This window comes from Nocardia sp. CA-136227 (assembly GCF_050955695.1).
Classification (GTDB): Bacteria; Actinomycetota; Actinomycetes; order Mycobacteriales; family Mycobacteriaceae; genus Nocardia.
Genome location: NZ_CP192081.1, coordinates 291954 through 313061, shown reverse-complemented (window position 1 = coordinate 313061; position 21108 = coordinate 291954). Strand labels below are relative to the sequence as shown.

The following is a 21108-nucleotide window of genomic DNA, read 5'->3' as shown; positions in this document are numbered from 1 at the left end:
ACCGGTCGGTGCACGCTAGGTTTTCGAGGGTGGCAGTGAGTCTGTTGGGTAAGGCCGGCCGCGCACCGGCCGCACAGGAATCAGGTTTCGCCGCGCATCGGGCTGGGGTCGATCGCCTCCTGGCCTCCTACCGCGCCATACCGCCGGATGCCAATGTCCGGCTGGCCAAGAAGACGTCCAATCTCTTCCGGGCCCGCGCCCGCAGCACCGCACCCGGACTGGACGTGTCCGGATTGACGCAGGTCATCGCGGTCGACCCGGAAGCCCGCACGGCCGACGTGGCCGGGATGACCACCTATGAGGACCTGGTCGCCACCACGCTGCGCTACGGACTGGCCCCGCTGGTGGTGCCGCAGCTCAAGACCATCACCCTCGGCGGCGCGGTCACCGGGCTCGGCATCGAATCCACCTCGTTCCGCAACGGGCTACCGCACGAATCCGTGCTGGAGATGGATGTGCTCACCGGGGCGGGCGAGATCATCACCGCGACCCGCGACGGGGAGCATGCGGAGTTGTATCGCGGCTTCCCCAATTCGTATGGAACGCTGGGTTATTCGACGCGTTTGAAAATCGAGTTGGAAACCGTCGAACCGTATGTCGAGGTGCGGCACGTCCGTTTCCATCAGCTGCGCGAACTCGAGGCCGCCATGGCGCGGATCATCGCCGACCGCGCCTGGGACGGCGAACCGGTCCATTACCTCGACGGCGTGGTCTTCACGGCCGACGAGAGCTACCTGATCCTGGGCCGCCAGACCGACGAACCCGGCCCGGTCAGCGACTACACCGGCATGGACATCTACTACCGGTCCATCCAGCACGATTCCCCGCGGCCCAAACGCGACCGGCTCACCATCCACGACTACCTGTGGCGCTGGGACACCGACTGGTTCTGGTGCTCGCGGGCCTTCGGCGCGCAGAACCCGCGCATCCGGCGCTGCTGGCCGCAGCGGTACCGGCGCTCCAGCTTCTACTGGAAACTCATCGCCCTCGACCACAAGTACGCCATCGGCGACAAGATCGAGGCACGGCACGGGAATCCGCCCCGCGAGCGGGTGGTGCAGGACATCGAGGTGCCGCTCGAGCACACCGCGGACTTCGTGGAATGGTTCCTGCGCGAGATCCCGATCGAGCCGATCTGGCTGTGCCCGTTGCGATTGCGCGACACCGACGGCGAACGGCCCTGGCCGCTCTACCCGCTGGAACCCGAGCGCACCTATGTGAACGTCGGCTTCTGGTCGGCCGTGCCGACCGTGCCCGGACAGCCCGAGGGCGCGGCCAACCGCGCCATCGAACGCAAAGTGTCCGAACTGGACGGTCACAAATCGCTGTATTCGGACTCCTACTACGACCAGGATGAATTCGCCGGCCTCTATTACGGCGGCGGTGCCTACTCCTCCCTCAAGAAGCGCTACGACCCGGATTCTCGTCTACTGGATCTGTATTCGAAGGCGGTGCAACGCAAGTGACCACGTACAAGGACCGTTCCGACGTATTCGCCGAGCTCGGAACCAAACTGAGTATTGCCGAGATCTTCGCGACCCTGCTCGACGGCCCGGTGCCCATCCACCTGACCTGTTACGACGGCAGCACCGCCGGACCCGAGGACTCCGAATTCGGCCTCGAGATCCTCACGCCGCGCGGCGTCAACTACATCGCCACCGCGCCCGGCGACCTCGGCATGGCGCGCGCCTACATCGCCGGGGATCTGATCGCCCACGGCGTCGAACCCGGCGACCCGTACGAACTGCTGAAGGCCATGGCGGGCATGAAGTTCCGCCGCCCCACCGCGCTGCAACTGGTGGTCATCGCGCGCTCGCTGGGCTGGGAACTGCTCAAGCCGGTACCCCCGCCGCCGCAGGAGGCCATGCCGCGCTGGCGGCGCATCGCGCTGGAGGGACTGCGGCACAGCAAGACTCGCGACGCCGAGGCCATCCACCACCACTACGACGTCTCCAACACGTTCTACGAATACGTGCTGGGCCCGTCCATGACCTACACCTGCGCCACCTACGAGGACCCGGCCTGGACGCTGGAACAGGCGCAGGAGAACAAGTACCGCCTGGTCTTCGACAAGCTGAACCTGAAGCCCGGCGACCGGCTGCTCGACATCGGCTGCGGCTGGGGCGGCATGGTGCGCTACGCCGCCAAGCAGGGCGTCCACGTCATCGGCGCGACCCTGTCCGCCGAACAGGCCGAATGGGCGCGGGCCAAGATCGCCGAGGAAGGCCTGTCCGACCTCGCCGAGGTGCGGCACTCCGACTACCGCGACGTGCGCGAAGGCAATTTCGACGCGGTGTCCTCCATCGGCCTCACCGAACACATCGGCGTGCACAACTACCCGGCCTACTTCGACTACATCAAGTCCAAGCTGAAGGTCGGCGGCTTGTTCCTCAACCACTCCATCACCCGGCCCGACAACACCCGAATCACCAAGGCGGGCGACTTCATCGACCGCTACGTCTTCCCCGACGGCGAACTCGCGGGCTCCGGCCGCATCATCTCCGAGATCCAGAACTCGGGCCTCGAGGTGCTGCACGAGGAGAACCTGCGCAAGCACTACGCCCTCACCCTCGCCGAATGGTGCGACAACCTGGTGAAGAACTGGGACGACGCGGTCGCCGAGGTCGGCGAGGGCACCGCCAAGGTGTGGGGCCTGTACATGGCGGGCTGCCAGCTCGGGTTCGAACGCAATGTGGTGCAGCTGCACCAGATCCTGGGCGTCAAACTCGCCGCGGACCAGTCCTGGACGGTGCCCCTCCGCCCCTGGTGGAAGGCGTGACTCTCATGGGCTCTCAGGGGTAATCCCCGGAAACCCCGGAGGACGGGCGTGCGGCCAAGGCCGCACGCCCGTTCCCTTTCACGACGACAGGCCGGGTACCGGAATCCCCAAACGGGCTGTCAGCCAAGGGAATGACGAGGTGAAGGCCGAGGCGGCGAACTGCCAGGTGTGACCGCCGACGGTGGTGTGCACCGTGCAGTCGATGCCGACCTTGCGGCCCGCGTCGCACAGCTGCTCGGCCGCGCCCTCCTCGTTGGCGTCCTGGACGCCGTCGCGGCCGCCCTTGCCGATCTGCTCCTCGTTCACCTTGGGCATGCCGGGGAAGTTCCGTGGCTGGCCGTTGGGCGCACCGTTCGCGCCCGGGTTGTTGGTGCGCTTGGGCGCGGTCAGGTCGTCGAACAGGCCGACCACGCCCGAGTAGGGACCGTGCTGCTCCATGACCGTCAGTGGATCGAATTGCGCCCAGGCGTCGGCGTTCCCGCCGTAGAGGCGTTTGATGGTCTGCTCCTTGGAGCCCGCGGTCGGGCCCAGGTCACCGGCGATGTCGACGAAGGTGCCGAACAGGTCCGGATGCATGACGGCCAGGTCGACCGCGCAGGTGCCGCCCATGGACCAGCCCACCACCGCCCACTGCGCCGGATCCTTGGAGACGCCGAACTCCGACTCCACGTAACCGGGCACGTCCTTGGTGAGGTGGTCGGCCGCGTTGCCGCGCGGGCCGTTCACGCATTCGGTGTCGTTGTTGAAGCTGCCGCCGGAATCGACGAACACCAGCACCGGCGTCTGCCCGTTGTTCTTGGCCGCGAAAGCGTCCACGGCGGGCATGATCTGGCCGCTGCGCACCCAGTCGGCCGGGGTGTTGAACTCGCCGCCGATCATCATCACGGCGGGCAGGCTGGGCGGTTTGTCACCGGCGAACCAGGCGGGCGGCAGATACACGTACTCGCGCCGATGCCGGAAGTCGCTGCCCGCCTCCGGAATATCCACCTCCACGATGCGCCCGGTCCCCACATCGGTATTGCGCAATGCGGCCAGCTCGTCCGGATCCACCTGGTGCGGCAGCGGATCCGCGTTGAGCGCGTCCCACGCCGCCTGCACCGTCGGGTAGTAGCCGACCCACTGGTTCAGCACCACGCCCGTGTACAGCAGCGCCGCCGGGACGGCCAGCACCGCCGCGATCCGCTGCCACCAGCCGCCGGTGCGCAGGCCGACGACCGCGGCCACCAGTCCGGCGGCGGTCAAACCCACCGACGCCCACAACAATGCCGGGGCCGGATCCGAGGCCAGGCCCTGATCGTCCACGAAATCCCAGGCCGCCCACGCCGCCGCGACGCCGCCCACCGCGCACACCGGCATCCACAACACCCACCAGCGCCGCGTCGCCCGCGCGAACGCGATCACCAGCAGCAGCACCGCCACGAACGCCACCACCTGCGGCACCCACCCGTGCAGTAGCGAAACCCCGTGGTGGAAGCCCCCGTAGCCGTTACGGGCGGCGGGCGGGTGCGGCGCGGGCGGCGGCCCGAGCGGCGGTGACTGCGACGGCGCATGCGGCGAGAACACGACGGCGATTGTGTCCGCCATTCCTCGAGAAACGCTGTGAATACCCTGCGACCCGACCTACAGCAGCGAATCCAGGAAGCGACGCGGCGCCTCCCGACCGTCGGTGTCCAGCGGCATCTCGTGCCGCATCGTCCGCAGGATGGTGAGCACGCCCGGCCCGGCATCCAGCAGCGGACGCGACCAGCCCAGGTCGGCGCACCGCAGCACCACCGGCGTGAGCGTCGCGATCGACTCCCCGAGCCAGCCCGCCGTGGACAGGCACTCGGCCAGCAGCAGCGCCGAATCGAGTTCGGCCCGGGGCCGGTGCTGCTCCTGGATCCGGGCGTGCAGAACGCGGGCCCGCTTCACCACGGTGTCATCGGTGCCGAGCGGGGCCAGGTCGTCGGTGGCGCGGTCGTCGCCGCGATAGTGGCGGGCCAGCAGCGCCCGGATGGTGGCGATCTCCTCGGCCTCGGCGGTCAGCACCGCCGCGCCGGTGGCATGCCGCGGCGTGCGCGCCATCGGATCGGTGACCAGGCCCGCGCTCAGCGAGTCGGCGGGCAGGCCCAGGCGCAGGCGCTCGGCCCGGACCTGTGCGGCCAGCCGGGTGAGCTTGCGGTCGGCGGCGATCCGCGCGCCCTCGTCCAGGCGGGCCGCCGCCGTCTTCAGGTCGCCGCGCACCGCCTTCACGCGCGCGCCGCTTACGAAGATGGTGACCAGGAAGTCGACCGGGCCGACGCGGGTGGTCAATTCGTGGCTCTGATCCAACAGCCGCTCGGCGCTGTCCAGGTCGCCGCGACGGTAGGCCACCTCGCCCAGCAGCGCCGCCGCCACCCGCACCGCGTCCGACCGGGACCCGGCGCGATCGCGGGCGGTCTGCCAGGCCTGTTCGAAACACCGTGTGGCGGTGGCGACATCGAGCTGCTCGTAGGCGGCGTCACCCCGCGCGCACAGGCCGAACACCTCACCCAGCGGATCGGCCGACCGCGCGTGGAACGGGGCGGCCCAGTCCTGCATGCTGCGCGCGCCCTCGAAGTCGAAACCGCACAGCCGCACGAACGAGGCCAGATTCGCGGCCGTGGACACCGTCCACGCCGGGAGATCGTCGGCCAGCTTCAGACATTCGGTGATCTTGTCGAGCACGCCCTCGGTACGGTCCCGCGCCACCTGGTCGGCCGCCGCCAGCACCGCCGCCTGACAGCGCTGAGTCACCGCCTCGGCATCGTCGGTGCCGCTGCGCGCCAGCATGTTCGACAACCGGCCCAGCGCGGTCCGCGCCGCCCCGGACTGCTGCAGATTCACATTCGCGCGGGCCAGCGCCATCAACAGCTTTGACCGCGAAGTCACCTGCTGGACCGGAAGTTTCGACACCGTGCCGAACAGGGTGGCCAGCCGGGAACTGTCGATCAGATCCATGCCGCCCTTCTCCACCAGGTCCAGCGCGTACTTCAGATCGGTGGCGGCCAGCGCGTGATCCACCGACTGCTTGATCAGATTGTGTTCGGCGAACCAGCGAGACGCCTTGCCGTGCAACTTCTTCAACTGCCCCGGCTGCGCCCGTTCCAACCGGGCCCGCAGATGCTCGGCCACCATCGGCTGCATCCGATACCAGCTCGGATCGTCGGGAATCCGGTGCACGAACAGCTCCCGCTGCTCGGCCTCGTCGAGCAGATCCGCGGCGTCCTTCGCACCCGACAGCGCCTCGGCCAGCGAGGCGTTCACCCGCTCGGGAATCGCTATGGCACTGAGGAATTCGAGCATGCGCGGTTCGATGGCGCCCAGCACGTTCTCGGCCAGATACTCCCGGATCGCCTTGTTGTCACCCGACAGCCCGATGATCAGCCGGTCGACATCGTGATCCGCCGCGCGCAATGACAGCCCCGCCAGCTGGATCGCGGCCGGCCAGCCGTCGGTCGCGGTGTGGATCTGCTCGACCTGCCGGTCGCTCAACTCCAATCCCAGCCGGTCGACCAGGATTTCCCTGGTCTCCGACTCGGTCAGCCGCAACTGCGGGGATCCGAGCTCGATCAGCTCGTCGGCCACCTGCATACGGCTCAGCGGCAGTCCCGCCCGCTCCCGGCTGGTGATGACGAAACGCAGTTCGTGCGAACAATTGTCGAGCAGCGACGCCATCACCCGCTGCGCCCCGGCGTCGGTGATCCGATGCCAGTCGTCCACCACCACGACCACCGGGGTCCCGCCCGCCCGCACCTCGTCGATGAGCGCCGACACCGCGTACGGCACCGCCTCGGCGGGCCGCTCCTCCAGCAGCTGCTCCAGCCCCACGCCGATCTCCGGCCGCACCTTGCGAATGGCCGCGATGATGTGGGCCAGCAGCCACACCTCGTTGTCGTCGTCGCGGTCGATGCCGATCCAGGCCACCGGCACCCCGCGATCGGTGAGCTCGGCACACCACTGCGCGGCCAGCGTGCTCTTGCCGAATCCGGCCGGGCCGTGGATCACCGCCAGCCGGCGGCGGCCACCCGCCCGCAGCGGCTCCAGCAGCCGGGGCCGGGCGATCGGTTCCCGCGCCGGGGTCGGCGGCAGGAATTTCGTTGTGGCCGTGGGCGGCAGCGTATTGCCGGTGCTGAACACGGCGCTCGGATTGCCGGTCGGGCGCAGCGTCAGCGAGCGGTTGCGCGGGGCCGTCACCACCGTGTGCCGGCGCTGGGTCGAATGGGTCGGCGCCGACGGATCGTGGCCGTCCGCACCGAGTTCCGCGCCGTCGATCAACGCCATCTCGTCCGGCACCTGACCGTGGTCGCCCTGCACCCCGCGCAGCAGCTCACCGAACTCCACCGCGCTGACCGGCCGATCCCGCGGCTCCGGCGACATGGCCGCCTCGATGGCCGCGGCCACATCCGGCGGGATCTCCAGTTCCCGCAGGTCCGGCACCGGCTGACTGGTGATGCGCAGGAACTGCGCCACCACCTTCTCCCCGGCCTGCCGCTCGAAGGCGGCGTGCCCGGTCAGCAGCGCGAACAGGGTGGAACCGAGCCCGTACACATCCGAGCGCACGGTCGGCTCGTCACCCTTGAGCACCTCGGGCGCGGTGAACGCGGGCGACCCGGTGATCAAACTCGTGGACGTGCGGAAACCGCCCGGGATGCGCGCGATTCCGAAGTCGGTGAGCTGCGGTTCCCCGTACCGGCTCAACAGCACGTTGGCGGGCTTCACGTCCCGGTGCAGCACCTCGGCGCGGTGCGCGGTCTCGATGGCCCCCGCCAGCTTCACCCCGACCCGCAGCGAATCCGCCCAGGACAGCGGCCCGTTGTTCTGCACCACCTGCTCGAGGGAACCGCGGGTCGCGTACGGCATCACGATGTAGGGCCGTCCGGTCGGCGTCACGTCCACCTGGAGGATGTCCACGATGTTCGGATGCCCCGATAACCGGCCCATGGCGTGTTCCTCGCGCAGGAACCGCTCGCGGCTCTCGTCGTCGATCTCCGCGGAGAGCACCTTCACCGCGACCACCCGGTCCAGGGCGCGCTGGCTACAGCGGTACACCACCCCGAACCCGCCCCGGCCGATCTCCTCCGCGTCGAACAGGCCCATGGCCTCGAGTTCGTCGTCGATGTTCACGGGAACGTATGCCTGCGTGGAGTTTTCGGGAGACGTCTGCTCACGCCGCGAACCGTCCCGGCGCGCCTGTGAGTTCATCTCCACCACCTCGACCTGGAACGAGTAACCGTGTCCACCCGCGCATATTCAACGTAGCGCGGACCGCTCGGGCGTGTAGACCCTTTCGGTCTCGCGCCCACCGCTGTACTCATACCCGTACAACACGCGGCCCGGGCCGCGTATTCGCGACCCGGGCCGGGTATTTCACATGCTCGAGCGCCGGTGGTTCAGCGCTCGCGCACGGTTACTACTTGCGCAGCGAGGCCGGAACCTCGAAGCGGCTGCCGAACTTGGCGGCCAGCTCGTCGGCGCGGGCCACGAAGGCTTCCTGTCCACCCGGGTAGCCGACGATGAACTGGTGGGTACCACCGGTCCAGGCCGGGAAACCGATGCCGAAGATCGAGCCGATGTTGGCGTCGGCGGTCGAGGTCAGCACGTTCTCGTCGAAGCACTTCTGGGTCTCGATGGCCTCCGCGAACAGCATGCGGTCCTTGAGATCCTGCAGGGTGACGCCCTCGGGGAGGGTGGTCGAGGTGCCGAAGGTGGAACGCAGCTCCGACCAGATGCCGGTGGCCTTGCCATCGGTGTAGTCGTAGAAGCCCGCGCCGCCGGCCTTACCCTTGCGGTCGAACTCGTCCACCATCTTGTTCAGGATCTTCGCGGTCGCGCCCGAGGCGGCGTCGATCTCGCCACCGGCGGCCACGACGGCCTCGGCGGTCTCCTTGTAGATCTTCTGCATGGTGGTGAAGTTCAGCTCGTCCGACAGCTTCAGCGGCGCCGCCGGGTAGCCCGCCTGCAGACCGGCCTGCTCGATGCTCTGCGGGTCGACGCCCTCACCGAGCATCATGATGGCCTCGTTGATGAACTTGCCGATCACGCGCGAGGTGTAGAAGCCACGCGAGTCGTTCACCACGATCGGGGTCTTGCGGATCGCGAGGGTGTAGTCGTACACCCGGGCCAGCGCCTCGTCGGAGGTCTTCTCACCCTTGATGATCTCGACCAGCGGCATCTTGTCGACCGGCGAGAAGAAGTGGATGCCGATGAAGTCCTCGGCCCGCTTCACGCCGTCGGCCAGCAGGGTGATCGGCAGGGTCGAGGTGTTGGAGCCGAGCAGCGCGTCGGCGTCCACGATGTCCTCGATCTCGCCGAAGACCTTCGCCTTGAGCTCCGGGTTCTCGAACACGGCCTCGATCACGAAGTCCACGCCCGCGAAGTCGGCCGGGTCGGCGGTCGGCTTGATGCGGTCGAGCAGGGTCTTGGACTTCTCCTCGGTGGTCTTGCCACGCGAGAGCGCCTTCTCCTCGAGCTTGACCGAGTAGTCCTTGCCCTTGTTCGCGGCCTCGATGGTGACGTCCTTGAGGACGACGTCGATGCCGGCCTTGGCGGTGACGTACGCGATGCCCGCGCCCATCATGCCCGCGCCGATGACGCCGACCTTCTTGATCTCACGCTTCGGCACGTCCTTGGGACGCGAACCGCCGTTGTTGATGTGCGACAGGTCGAAGAAGAACGCCTGGATCATGTTCTTGGCGACCGGGCCGGTCAGCAGGGACACGAAGTAGCGGGACTCGATGATCGACGCGGTGTCGAAATCGACCTGCGCGCCCTCGACCGCGGCGGCCATGATGGCCTGCGGGGCCGGCATGTTTTGGCCCTTGAGCTGCTTGCGCAGGTTGGCCGGGAACGCCGGGAGGTTGGCGGCCAGCGCCGGGGTGGACGGGGTGCCGCCCGGGATCTTGTGGCCCTTGACGTCCCAGGGCTGCACGCCCTTGTCCGGGTTGGCCTTGATCCACGCCTTGGCGGCCGGGACCAGCTCCTCGATCGAGCCGACGACCTCGTTGATCAGGCCGGTGGCCTTGGCCTTGGCCGGGGTGAACTTCTGGCCCTGCAGCAGCACGCCCATCAGGCCGTTGGCGATGCCCAGCATGCGGGTGATGCGGGTGACGCCGCCACCGGCGGGGAGCAGGCCGAGGGAGACCTCGGGCAGACCCAGCTGCACGCCCTTCACGTCGGCCGCGATGCGGTAGTGGGTGGCCAGGGTGATCTCCAGGCCGCCGCCCAGGGCAGCGCCGTTGATCGCGGAGACGACCGGCTTGCCCAGCTTCTCCAGGCGACGCAGGTCGCCCTTGATGGTGGTGAGCTCTTCCATGATGGAGGCCGCGTCCTCGGGCGTGGTCTTCATCATGTTCTTCAGGTCGCCGCCGGCGAAGAAGGTCTTCTTCGCGGAGGTGATGACGACACCGGTGATGTCGTCCTTCTCGGCCTCGAGGCGATCGACGGTCGCCTTCATGGAGTCCTTGTAGAGCTGGTTCATGGTGTTGGCGCCCTGGTTGGGGTCGTCCATGGTCAGCACGACGATGCCGTCGGCGTCCTTTTCCCAGCCGATCATGTTCTCGGTCATAGTGTTTCGTGTCTCCCTAGAGAAAAGTCGGTGGGCGTCAGACGCGCTCGATGATGGTGGCGACACCCATGCCGCCGCCGATGCACAGGGTGATCAGGCCGTAGCGGGCGTTGCGACGGTGCAGCTCGTCGACCACGGTGCCCGTGATCATCGCGCCGGTCGCGCCCAGCGGGTGGCCCATGGCGATCGCGCCGCCGTTGACGTTCAGCTTCTCGTCCGGGATCTGCAGGTCCTTCTGGAACTTCAGGACGACGGAGGCGAAGGCCTCGTTGATCTCGTAGAGGTCGATGTCCTCACGCTTCAGACCGGCCTTGGCCAGCGCCTTCTCGGCGGCCGGGGTCGGACCGGTGAGCATGATGGTGGCGTCGGCGCCGGAGGTGCCGGTGGCCACGATGCGGGCGCGCGGGGTCAGGCCCGACGCGGCGCCGGCCTCTTCGGAACCGACCAGCACCAGGGCGGCGCCGTCGACGATGCCCGAGGAGTTACCACCGTGGTGCACGTGGTTGATGGACTCGACGAAGTGGTAGCGCTGCATGGCCACCGCGTCGAAGCCGCCCATCTCGCCGATGCCGGCGAAGGCCGGGTTCAGCTTGCCGAGGTCGGCGGCGGTGGTGCCGGGACGCATGTGCTCGTCGTTGTCCAGCACGGTCAGGCCGTTGATGTCCTTGACCGGGACGACGGAGTTGGTGAAGTAGCCGTTCTTCCAGGCGTTGACGGCCAGCTCCTGCGAGCGCACGGCGTAGGCGTCCACGTCGTCGCGGGTGAAGCCCTCGATGGTGGCGATCAGGTCGGCCGAAATGCCCTGCGGGACAATGTAGCTGTCGTAGCTGGTCTTCGGGTCCATGAACATGGCGCCGCCGTCGGAGCCCATCGGCACGCGGGACATGGACTCGACGCCACCGGCGATGACCAGGTCGTCGAAGCCCGAGCGCACCTTCTGGGCGGCCAGGTTGACGGCCTCGAGGCCCGAGGCGCAGAAGCGGTTGATCTGGAAGCCGCCGACGGTGTCGGGCAGGCCGGCGGTCAGCACGGTGGTGCGGGCGATGTCCGCGCCCTGGTCACCGACCGGCGAGACGACACCCAGGATGATGTCCGAGATCCGAGCCTCGTCCAGGTTCGGGAAGCGCTTCCGCAGCTCCTGGACCAGACCGGTGGTCAGGTCGATCGGCTTGACCGAGTGCAGCGACCCCCCACGGTTCTTGCCGCGCGGGGTGCGGATGGCCTCGTAAATGTAGGCCTCTGTGGTCATATCGGAGTTTTCCTCTCTTGGGTGCGCCGTCACCGCGTTGTGCGGGCCGTGCCGTAGCCATACCTCGCCGACCGGCCCCACGACCGATCGCCTTTGACGCTGTACAAACAACGTCCCGAGCCGGTTTGTTGACGCTCCGGTAACCCGTACGCCTGGGCATACCTTAGAACCTCGCGAAACCGATACTCACGGCCACCCGATCATAGTACCGAACTATGCGAACTCCGGTTAACTTAAGTTGGCACCCGAGGGAACTGTCAACCCTCCAGAGGTGTGGCGCCCAACTCCTGCACCAACAACGCTAGGGCCACCTCATCCGGGTCGCGGCGCTCTTCCGGAGGCACCGGCTTGGCCGACTCCTCCAGCATCTCGCGCTCCTCCTCCGGCGTAGTAGCAGGTGGGACGCCGTCATAACCTACCGGCGAGTAGTCCCCCGGCCCCGGATCGTCCGGAAGGTCCGGCCCGTCGGGCAGCGGAATATCGTCCTCCGGCGGTGCGAAACGGGCGCTCTCCCGCTCGAAGGAATCCCCGCCCGCCGGCCCCGGATCCGTGGGCGCGGGAGCCGCCGGAGCGGACGCGGGGGCGCTCCCCCACCCGGTCGCCGGAGCCGGTTCGGCGACCGGCGCCGCGGCCGCCTTGGCCTGACTCGGCCGCGAGAACTTCTGCGCCGCCTTCTTCGGCTCCGCGGGCGCGCTGGCGGGCGCCCGGCCCGCCGGGGCCTTGGTGGCCGCGCCGCCCGACCCGGCTCCGCCGACTTCCCACTTCACCCCGTGCTCCCGCCCCAGCACCGCCTTGACCGCCGACTGCACGGCCTCCAGGTACTGCGGCTGCGACAACCGCTGCGCCAGCGGCGCGTGCTGATGCGCCAGCACGATCGTCTCGCCCTCGACCCGGGCCACGCTCGCCCCGGACAGCAGCGCGTGCACCGCGGCTCCGAACTCCCGCACCTTGGCCCGGATATCCGCCCAGGCCTCCTCGACCTGCTGCAGTACGTCGTCACCGGCGGGCCCGGCAGCCGCCGGAGCCGCAACCGGGGCCACTTCGGGGGCGGGCGCCGGCTCGGCCACGACGACAGGTTCCGGCGCGGGAACGGGCTCCGGCTCGACGACCGGCGCGGGAACCGGCACCGGCGCAGCCGCTGCCACCGGTTCGGCCTCCGCGGCAGGCTCAGGAGCCGCCTGCGCGGCAGGCTCGGCGACCGGCGCCACGGATTCGACCGCCGCCGGATCAGGCTGCGGCTCAGGGGGCGTCGCCTTCGTGGCGGCCTGAACAGGCTGCGCCGCAGGACTTTCCGCTATCGGAGCCGCGGGAGCCTGGGGTACCGCATTGACCGGACCGAGCTCGGGCGGACGCACCGCGGTGGCGCCGGACGGGACGGGCACCGCCTGATTCGGCGCGACCTCGGCCACCGGAGCAGGTGTGGGCGGAGTGGGGACGGAAGGCTCTGGGGCGCCGGACTTCTCGGCACGCATGGCGGCCAGGGCGGCGGCTCCGCGGCGGCCGGCGGGAGCGGCGGGCGGAGCCGCGGCCGGGGCCGACGCGGCTGCGGGCGCGGCGCCCTGGGGCTGCTGCGACGCGGCGGGGATTGCGCCGCTTGCCATTCGGCGCTCGAGGAGTTCGAGGCGCTGGAGGGTGGCGGTCTCGGCGTCGGAGGCCCCGGGCAGGAGCATGCGGGCCGCGATGACCTCGAGCAGGAGGCGGGGGTTGGTGGCGCCGCGCATGTCGCCGAGGCCCTCGTGCAGGAGTTCGGCGTGGCGGGCCAGGGTGGCCGCGCCGAGGCGGTCGGCCTGGGCGCGCATCCGGTCGATGACATCGCCGGGGCCGGTGACCAGGTTGCGGTCGGTGGCGTCGGGGACGGCGCGCAGCAGGATCAGGTCGCGCAGGCGCTCGAGCAGGTCGGTGGCGAAGCGGCGGGGGTCGTGGCCCGCCTCCACCACCCGGTCGATGGTGCCGAAGAGGGCCGCGCCGTCCGAATCGGCGAGGGCGTCGACGGCGTCGTCGATCAGGGCGACGTCGGTGACGCCGAGCAGGGACACCGCGCGGGGGTAGGTGACGCCTTCGGTGCCCGCGCCCGCCAGCAGCTGGTCCAGCACGCTGAGGCTGTCACGCGGGGAGCCGCCGCCCGCGCGAATGACCAAGGGGTACACCGACTCCTCGACCTGCACGCCTTCCTGGTCGCAGATCTTGCCGAGCAGTCCGCGCATGGTGGCGGGCGGGAGCAGCCGGAACGGGTAGTGGTGGGTGCGCGAGCGGATGGTGGGCAGCACCTTGTCCGGCTCGGTGGTGGCGAAGACGAAGATCAGGTGGGCGGGCGGCTCCTCCACGATCTTGAGCAGCGCGTTGAAGCCCGCCGTGGTGACCATGTGCGCCTCGTCCACGATGAAGACGCGGTACCGGGATTCGGCGGGTGCGTAGAAGGCGCGGTCGCGCAGTTCGCGGGTGTCGTCCACACCGCCGTGGCTGGCGGCGTCGAGCTCGATGACGTCGAGGTTGCCCGCGCCGCCCGGACCCAGCGCCACGCACGACGAGCACACGCCGCAGGGGGTGGAGGTCGGTCCCTGCTCGCAGTTCAGCGAGCGGGCGAGGATGCGCGCCGAGGAGGTCTTGCCGCACCCGCGCGGTCCCGAGAACAGATACGCATGACTGATCCGTCCGGTGTCGAGCGCCGTACTCAGCGGATCGGTGACGTGCTCCTGACCCACCACTTCAGCGAACGTTGCCGGTCGGTACTTCCGGTACAGAGCCACGGGGAGAGGTTACCGGTGCGCCCCGACAGGTGGTGACATGCGGCCGAACCACCAGCCGTCCCATGATGTGATGCAGATCACATTCCATTCGGAGCTCCGGTCAAAACCGACCGACCCGAACTGATACCCCGTCAAATCGGATAGCAAATTCTCCGCGTTGTTTTGAAACGGTAATTGTCGAACCCGCATTTCTTGCAACGACGCCAGATACAGACCTGCGTCCTGTTTCAACTCCACAGAGCGGATATAACGATCCTGTGAAACGGTGGGGCAAGATCGCAATCCCTTGGCTACCGTGGACATCGGCAACTTCGGTAGCCAAACCTTCATCAGGTTGGTTGCCCCGGCCGGTCCCTCATCCCGACCGGGGCACAACCAAATCCTCCGGAGGACATGCCCCGTGCCTTCGCACGACGACATCGCCACCGCCTGGCTCTCCAGCACCGAATTCGCGGACGACAGCGCCGCCGTCGGACTGCTCAGCCGGGCCATCAGCCCGCACGATTTCGACATCAAGCGCGATTCGCTACCGGTGTCGGCGGCTGCCGATCCGGCCACCGCGGGCGCGATCCTGGAACTGCTGCAGCGCCGCCAGGTGCCGACCCTGGCCGCCATCCGCACCCACATGGTGCAGAACGACATGCGGACCGAGGCCGAGCGCATCGAGCGGCTGGGCCGCCGGGCGCAGCGCAGCATCGACGACTTCGGGCGGGTCCTGGCCAAGTTGACCGACGAATACTGGACCGCGCACGGCACCGGTCCGACCCGGCGCGACATCCTGCTCACCGAACCGGTGATCGCGCTGATCCGGGACCGGGTCGGTGACATCCCGCCGACCGCCATCAAGCACCTGTGGCTCATCGAGCGCGCGCAGCGGTCGGGCTGGATCGCCTACAGCGCCGAGCCCCGATCCCTGTGCGCCGGAAGGCGTTTCTTCGGCGCCCGCTACGGCAACCGGGTCTCGCTGCGGCCGGTGAACATGATCGGCACCCTGGTGGCGGCCTATCTGCGCGACCAGGTGGCCGAGAACGGGCGCCCGCCGCGCTGGTCGGTCATGGCCTATGAGCTGCGCGACGACCGCGGCCGGCGGGTGTTCAACGACACAGCCGACGCCCGCGCCCAGCAGCAGTGGCTCGTCACCGCGGAATGGATGGCGCTGGAGGACGGAAATCCGGTGCCCGGCCCGCGCGGATTGCGCGCTCTGGCCAAAAAAGCGAGGGAACAGCGCAGCTGACGCTGTTACGGGGAGGTATCGGACTCCTCATTTTTGTAACAGCGCCTTAACGTGAGTTTTCGGTAACTTCCACGCAACGCGATCACGCGCAGAAGGAGTTACCGCATGACACCCCACATCGACGCGGCGTCGACCGCCTGGCTGCTGGCGGCCACGGCGCTCGTGCTGTTGATGACACCTGGCCTCGCGATCTTCTACGGCGGCATGGTGCGGTCCAGCGGCGTGCTCAACATGCTGATGATGAGCTTCATCTCGATCCCGCTGGTGACGGTGGCCTGGCTGCTCGGCGGGTACAGCCTGGCCTTCGGCGATGACGCGGGCGGCGGAATCATCGGCGACCTGGAGCATTTCGGGCTCGCCGGCATCAACCCGGACACCGTGCACGTGGTGGACAAGACCACCGGCGCGGGTGTTCCCGAACTGTTGTTCGTCACCTTCCAGCTGACCTTCGCGATTCTGACCGTGGCCCTGATCAGCGGCGCGATCGCCGACCGGACCAAGTTCTCGGCGTGGATGATCTTCGTGCCGGTGTGGGCGCTGATCGTGTACGCGCCGATCGCGCACTGGGTGTGGACCTCGGACGGCTGGCTGAGCAAGATGGGCGCGCTGGATTACGCGGGCGGCATGGTGGTCGAGATCGCCTCGGGCGCTTCGGCTCTGGCGATGGTGCTGGTGCTGGGCCCGCGGCAGGGCTTCAAGGTGGACGCGATGCGCCCGCACAATCTGCCGTTCGTGGTGCTGGGCGCGGGCCTGCTGTGGTTCGGCTGGTTCGGCTTCAACGCGGGTTCGGCGCTGACCGCCGACGGCACCGCCGCGGCGGTGTTCCTGAACACGCTGGTGGCGGGCTGTCTCGGCATGCTGGGCTGGCTGGTGGTCGAGGCGCGCCGCGACGGCAAGCCGACCACGTTCGGCGCGGCGTCGGGTGCGGTGGCCGGTCTGGTGGCCATCACCCCGTCCTGCGGTGAGGTGAACACCATCGGCGCGATGGTCGTGGGCCTGGTCGCGGGCGTGGTGTGTTCGTTCGCGGTGGGCTGGAAGTTCAAGGGCAACTACGACGATTCGCTCGACGTGGTGGGCGTGCACTTCATGGGCGGCATCGTCGGCACGCTGCTGATCGGCTTCCTGGCCTCGGCCGTCATGACCAAGGGCCCGGCGGGCCTGTTCTACGGCGGCGGGCTGGGTCAGCTCGGCAAGCAGGCATTGGGCGTGGTGACGGTGGCGGCCTTCGCCTTCGGGGTGACGTTCGCGCTGGGCAAGGTGCTGGACAAGGTGGTCGGCTTCCGGGTCACCAAGGAGGACGAGCTGGGCGGCGTCGACTTCGCGCTGCACGCGGAGACCGCGTACGCCGAGGGCGTGCACGGACATTCGCCGAACCGGATCGGCAAGCCGCTGGGGCACTGAGCCCGAAGCTGTTTCGAGCCCCGTCGCGTACCGCGGCGGGGCTCGAGTGTTTCGGCGGTCAGTTCACCTTGCTCACAGCGGCGGTGAAGGTGTTGCACTGCATGGCGCGGTCCTTGTCGTAACCGATCTCGAACCAGCCGCCCATGCTCTGCGCGGTGCCGTGATCGCGCATGTCGCCGGGTGCGTCGCCGCGGTGGTAGGCGTCGTTGCGGGCCACCCCGATCTGGGCGCTGGTCAGCGAGCCGCCGTTACCGGAGGACGACAGGTACATGCCGTCGAAGCACTGGGCCTGGAGTTCGGTGCGGCGCGACAGTTCCAGCCCGGTGTCGCTGCGCGATCCGGCGTCGCGGCGCTGCTGGTGCACCTTGCCGAGGATGCCCGACTGCGCCTGCACGTGGTGGCCGTACTCGTGGGCGAACACCGAGAGGTAGACGACCCAGTTGTTGCCGAAGATGTCGGTCTGCAGCTGGCTGATCGGCATGTAGATGGTCATGTCCGCCGAGCAGTAGAAGGCCGCGAAGTTACTGCTGTTGCCGGTGCACAGGGTGGTGATGCCCGCGGTGTCCGCGGACACGTTCAGCTTGGGCGCGGGGAACGGCAGATTGATCTTGTCGAACAATGGTTTCCACGCCGTGTGCAGGCAGTCGGCCGCTGTCTCGAAGAACTTGCGCGCCACCTCGACCTGGGTGCCCCACGGCGAGTACGCGCATTTGGCGGGCAGCAGCGTGTAATCGGGGTTGGTCAGCAGCGGGTTGTCGCCGGTGGCGGCGACACCGTGGTTCTCCCCGGCATCGTTGGAATAGCCGGTCTTGACGTTCGAGCCGGAGCCCAAGGGGTTCAGACCGGTGGTGACGGCGGTGCGCAGCAGCACACCGGACACCAGCAGCACCAGGATCACGACGAGCGTCCCCACCCGGCCGCGTCTCGGCGGCGCGGGCCGGGCCACCGGAATCGCGCCGGTCGGCGGCGCGGCGGTGGGCGGCGGCATGGGCGCGCGATACGCGGGCCGGCCCTGACCGGTGGACGGATATCCGGGTTGCCCGTATCCGGGTGGTGGCGGAAAGCCCTGCTGCGGTGGGTAACCCGGCCGGGCGGGGCCCTTGCCCGGCTGGACCGGATAGCCCGGGCGGGGTACGCCGGGTTGCTGCGGGTGACCGGAGTACGGCGGCGGCTGATGGCCCGGCTGGGGCGAATATCCGGGTGGCCGTTGATATCCGGGCGGCGGCGGATACCCGGGCTGGGGCTGGTACCCGGGTGGCGGCGCGCCTCCGGGCTGACCCGCCGGGCGGCGCGGGACCGCCGGGAATCCGGGTTGCTGGACGGGCTGCTGCGGATTGCCGTGCGGCTGTGGGTTTCCAGGAGGCGGCGTGGGCCGGCGACCCGGGGGCGTCGGTCCGTGCTCGGACGGTGGGCGAGTCAACCCCCGCACCCCCTCGTTCCTCAGAGATAGCCTGCCGGCTCCATAGACCTGCGACTTGCCGCTGAGGAAGGATAGCAAGCTGGCTAGAGTGCCAGTCATGCAGATTTTTCGGGGGGCCGCCCTCGTCGCGCTGCTGCTCGCGATAGCGGGTGTGGCGGCGCCGGCCGCGTGGGCGCAGCCGGCCGGTGTGGATATCACCGCGGAGGTGAATCTGGGCGACGACGGTCTGCTGCGGGTCACCGAAACCGTGAAAGTCCCCGAGGGCGGGGAGTTTCGGCAGGTGCTGCCGCTGCGCGTGCAGGTGAGCCCGAGTGTGCTGCGTACGTTCGAGGTGACCGAGGTGTCCGCCGAGGGGGACGGCGAGGCGCATGTCGCGGACGATCTGTTCACCATCTCCGCGCGACCGGGCGCGGCCACCTTCAAATACACGGTGCACAACACCGTCAGTGACGCTACGGGCGCGCAGGTGTTCCAGTGGACCGGCGTGCTGAACACCGATGTGGCGTCGATCAATGCGACGGTGTCGAGCCCGAGCTTCCGGATGGGCGTCACCAAGTGCACGGTCGGCCCGCCCGGAAATCCGCAGAACTGCGGCGATATCCGGGTCGAGCCGGACGGTTTCGCGCATCTGGAGAAGACCGACCTGCGCAAGGGCGACATTCTCGATGTGACCTTGCAGTTGCCGCCGAATACGGTGCGGGCCAATGCCGATGTGCGCGACGACAACGCGCCCAACGCGTTCTCGCCGACCGGTCCGGTGTGGGCCGCCTTCGGCGCGCTGCTCGCGGCGGTGGCCGCGGCGGCCGGATACGTGCTGTGGTCGCGGCGTTCGGCGCCGGTCGCCGCCGAGACCCTGGATCCGCTGGTGCGCACCGGCAATCACGTGCAGTTCACCTCGCCGGACGGTGTGCTGCCGAGTACGGCGGGCCTGCTGCTCGACGGCCACGCCGATGTGCCGGACATGGCGTCGACCGTGGTGGATCTGGCCGTCCGCAACTATCTGTGGGTGACGGTCGCCGGTGACGCGGATTGGCGCTTCTCCCGGGTGAATCCGCCCGACGCGCAGCTGACCGCCTATGAGCGCGCGGTGTATTCGGCGCTGATTCCCGACGGCACGGACGCGGTGCTGCTGTCCGAGCGCCGCGGGCAGGTGAACGCGAAGGCGGTGCGCGCCGCGCTGATCGACGACGCGGTGACGGCCGGGGTGTTCATCGACCGCACCCGCCGCGGTTTCGAGTTCTGGCTCGGGATCGCGCTGATCGTGGGCGGCCTCGCCGCGACCGTGGCGCTGGCCCTCGGTCCGCAGCGGCACGCCCTGATCGGTATCGCGCTCGCGCTGGGCGGCGTGGCAGCGCTGCTGCTCCCCCGCTATCTGCCGTCCCGCACCGCGATGGGCCGGGAGTTGACCGGCCGGGTGCAGGCCATGCAGCGCGGGCTGGACGCGCTTGCGCCGCAGCGCATTCCGGCGGCGGATCAGGAGCTGGCGTTCTCCCGGGCGCTGCCGTTCCTGGTGGCCGCGCGCCGGGGCGATCAGTGGGTGCGCACGTTCCGGGACCTGGATCCGACGGCGGACGGGAGTCCGGGGCTGTACTGGTTCGGCGGGTTCGAGGGCGATCGCAGTCTGCAGCGTTTCGGCGCGCACTTCCCGTACTTCATCACCGCGGTCGAGGGGTTGTTCCGGCCCGGCAATCAGCGGTGACACACCCCCGGCGACCGATATACCAACCGATGTAGCAGGGTTGCCCATTCGCTATTGTCACGGCGTGAGCAATCGATTGGCAAAATTGGTGGGCACACCGATCATCATCGAAGTCCGATGATCGATCGCCATATCGCACGAACAGCCCAGGAACTTAGTTATCCGACAGCTATTCGACCGACCGATGCGGGTTTCGGCCGCGCCTTCCGGGTGCGGACCACGGCGCTGCAGGCCGAATTCCTGGCCGCGCAACCGCAGGCGGTGCTCGCCGACGTGGCCTGGAGTTCCCGGGCCATCGCCGGCTATCTGAGCCTGGACGATCCGCGCGGCGAGTCGGTCCGGTTGCGCCAGGCCGTCGCGGACACCGCCGCGGCCTACACGGCGCGGCTGCGCTCGGCCGCGCGGCCCGCCGGGCAGGAGCCCGTCACGGTGACGATCGCGCGGACGCCGTGGTCGGTGCCCGCGTGCGGCGGCGTGGCGCCGCCCCCGCCGGTGGCGGATCTGCTGAACGGCCTGTGGGCCGCCGTGATCGACCGCGATCGCGAGCTGCTGGCCTACCTGCTGGGCGCGCCGGGCAGCCCCGGTCACCCGCTGGCGGTGACCACGCGCACCGGGCAGCCCGGGGAGCAGTGCCTCTATCTATGGGCCGATGCCTGGCAGCGGGCCTGGACCGGCGATCCGGCGGCGGAGACCATCATCGTGGACGGGATCGAGGCCGCGGTGGACGCGCAGCAGTCCGGCGGTGACGACTACACGCTCACCATCGCCTATTCGGCGTTGTGCCTGCTGGACGCGGTGCTGCGCGGCGACCCGGCCGAATTCGAGACCGCCCTCGTCGAGGGCCTCGAATTCCACCGGCGCTTCTGGGACACCCCGCAGCGCGGCCTGGATCCGGAGGGATTCATCGCGTGGCCGCTGCTGGCGGTGGTGTGCCTGGCGGTCGATCGCGGGTTGAGCCCCGGGGTCTCCACCGGGTATCTGCCGACCGGGTTGATGTACCGCACCGCGTAACCGG

General features: G+C 69.1%; 12 protein-coding genes. 6 read left to right on the top strand and 6 right to left on the bottom strand.

Going from position 1 to position 21108, the window contains the following annotated elements:
* Positions 1–35: 35 nt before the first annotated feature.
* Both ACQP06_RS01400 and ACQP06_RS01395 read left to right on the top strand, forming a co-directional pair.
* On the top strand, positions 36–1466 hold the full coding sequence (locus ACQP06_RS01400; protein ID WP_433673204.1) for an FAD-binding oxidoreductase: 1431 nt from the start codon (positions 36–38) through the stop codon (positions 1464–1466).
* Entirely contained in the window at positions 1463–2779 is a 1317-nt protein-coding gene (locus tag ACQP06_RS01395) for a class I SAM-dependent methyltransferase (RefSeq protein ID WP_433669905.1), read from the top strand. Before ACQP06_RS01400 ends, ACQP06_RS01395 begins: the two co-directional genes overlap by 4 nt.
* A gap of 78 nt (positions 2780–2857) precedes the next feature.
* On the opposite strand, the gene ACQP06_RS01390 is transcribed toward ACQP06_RS01395, so the two are convergent.
* The 5 genes from ACQP06_RS01390 to ACQP06_RS01370 all read right to left on the bottom strand — a co-directional run bounded on the left by ACQP06_RS01390 (position 2858) and on the right by ACQP06_RS01370 (position 14339).
* Complete coding sequence (locus ACQP06_RS01390) at positions 2858–4363, bottom strand: alpha/beta hydrolase (RefSeq protein WP_433669904.1); 1506 nt, start codon at positions 4361–4363, stop codon at positions 2858–2860.
* A gap of 36 nt (positions 4364–4399) precedes the next feature.
* Complete coding sequence (locus ACQP06_RS01385) at positions 4400–7981, bottom strand: protein kinase domain-containing protein (protein WP_433669903.1); 3582 nt, start codon at positions 7979–7981, stop codon at positions 4400–4402.
* A gap of 208 nt (positions 7982–8189) precedes the next feature.
* A complete protein-coding gene (locus ACQP06_RS01380; RefSeq protein WP_433669901.1) occupies positions 8190–10343 on the bottom strand; it encodes a 3-hydroxyacyl-CoA dehydrogenase NAD-binding domain-containing protein in 2154 nt (717 codons plus the stop codon).
* Between the two features lie 37 nt (positions 10344–10380).
* Positions 10381–11592 carry an acetyl-CoA C-acetyltransferase gene (locus tag ACQP06_RS01375; RefSeq protein ID WP_433669900.1) on the bottom strand — a complete coding sequence of 404 codons (1212 nt, stop codon included), beginning with the start codon at positions 11590–11592 and terminating at the stop codon, positions 10381–10383.
* 257 nt (positions 11593–11849) lie between these two features.
* A complete protein-coding gene (locus tag ACQP06_RS01370; RefSeq protein WP_433669899.1) occupies positions 11850–14339 on the bottom strand; it encodes a DNA polymerase III subunit gamma and tau in 2490 nt (829 codons plus the stop codon).
* Positions 14340–14739: 400 nt separating this feature from the next.
* Between ACQP06_RS01370 and ACQP06_RS01365 the strand changes: the two genes are divergently transcribed.
* Together ACQP06_RS01365 and ACQP06_RS01360 are read left to right on the top strand one after the other, a co-directional pair.
* Positions 14740–15573 (top strand): hypothetical protein, encoded by an 834-nt coding sequence (locus ACQP06_RS01365; RefSeq protein WP_433669897.1) that lies wholly within the window; start codon positions 14740–14742, stop codon positions 15571–15573.
* 105 nt (positions 15574–15678) lie between these two features.
* Entirely contained in the window at positions 15679–16974 is a 1296-nt protein-coding gene (locus ACQP06_RS01360; protein ID WP_433669895.1) for an ammonium transporter, read from the top strand.
* Between the two features lie 58 nt (positions 16975–17032).
* Here ACQP06_RS01360 and ACQP06_RS01355 read toward each other — a convergent pair whose 3' ends face one another.
* Positions 17033–17962, bottom strand: coding sequence for a neutral zinc metallopeptidase (locus tag ACQP06_RS01355; RefSeq protein WP_433669893.1), 930 nt, complete (start codon positions 17960–17962; stop codon positions 17033–17035).
* A 529-nt stretch (positions 17963–18491) separates the two neighbouring features.
* Here ACQP06_RS01355 and ACQP06_RS01350 point away from each other — a divergent pair.
* Entirely contained in the window at positions 18492–20093 is a 1602-nt protein-coding gene (locus ACQP06_RS01350) for a DUF2207 family protein (RefSeq protein WP_433669891.1), read from the top strand.
* Positions 20094–20303: 210 nt separating this feature from the next.
* Positions 20304–21104 carry an immunity 49 family protein gene (locus ACQP06_RS01345; protein ID WP_433669890.1) on the top strand — a complete coding sequence of 267 codons (801 nt, stop codon included), beginning with the start codon at positions 20304–20306 and terminating at the stop codon, positions 21102–21104.
* The last annotated feature ends 4 nt before the right edge of the window (positions 21105–21108 follow it).

What these genes read in the sequence shown, in the direction of transcription:
- ACQP06_RS01390 (WP_433669904.1), bottom strand. Translation starts at nt 4,363, where the DNA reads ATGGCGGACACAATCGCCGTCGTGTTCTCGCCGCATGCGCCGTCGCAG.
- ACQP06_RS01385 (WP_433669903.1), bottom strand. Translation starts at nt 7,981, where the DNA reads ATGAACTCACAGGCGCGCCGGGACGGTTCGCGGCGTGAGCAGACGTCT.
- ACQP06_RS01380 (WP_433669901.1), bottom strand. Translation starts at nt 10,343, where the DNA reads ATGACCGAGAACATGATCGGCTGGGAAAAGGACGCCGACGGCATCGTC.
- ACQP06_RS01375 (WP_433669900.1), bottom strand. Translation starts at nt 11,592, where the DNA reads ATGACCACAGAGGCCTACATTTACGAGGCCATCCGCACCCCGCGCGGC.
- ACQP06_RS01360 (WP_433669895.1), top strand. Translation starts at nt 15,679, where the DNA reads ATGACACCCCACATCGACGCGGCGTCGACCGCCTGGCTGCTGGCGGCC.
- ACQP06_RS01355 (WP_433669893.1), bottom strand. Translation starts at nt 17,962, where the DNA reads ATGCCGCCGCCCACCGCCGCGCCGCCGACCGGCGCGATTCCGGTGGCC.
- ACQP06_RS01350 (WP_433669891.1), top strand. Translation starts at nt 18,492, where the DNA reads ATGCAGATTTTTCGGGGGGCCGCCCTCGTCGCGCTGCTGCTCGCGATA.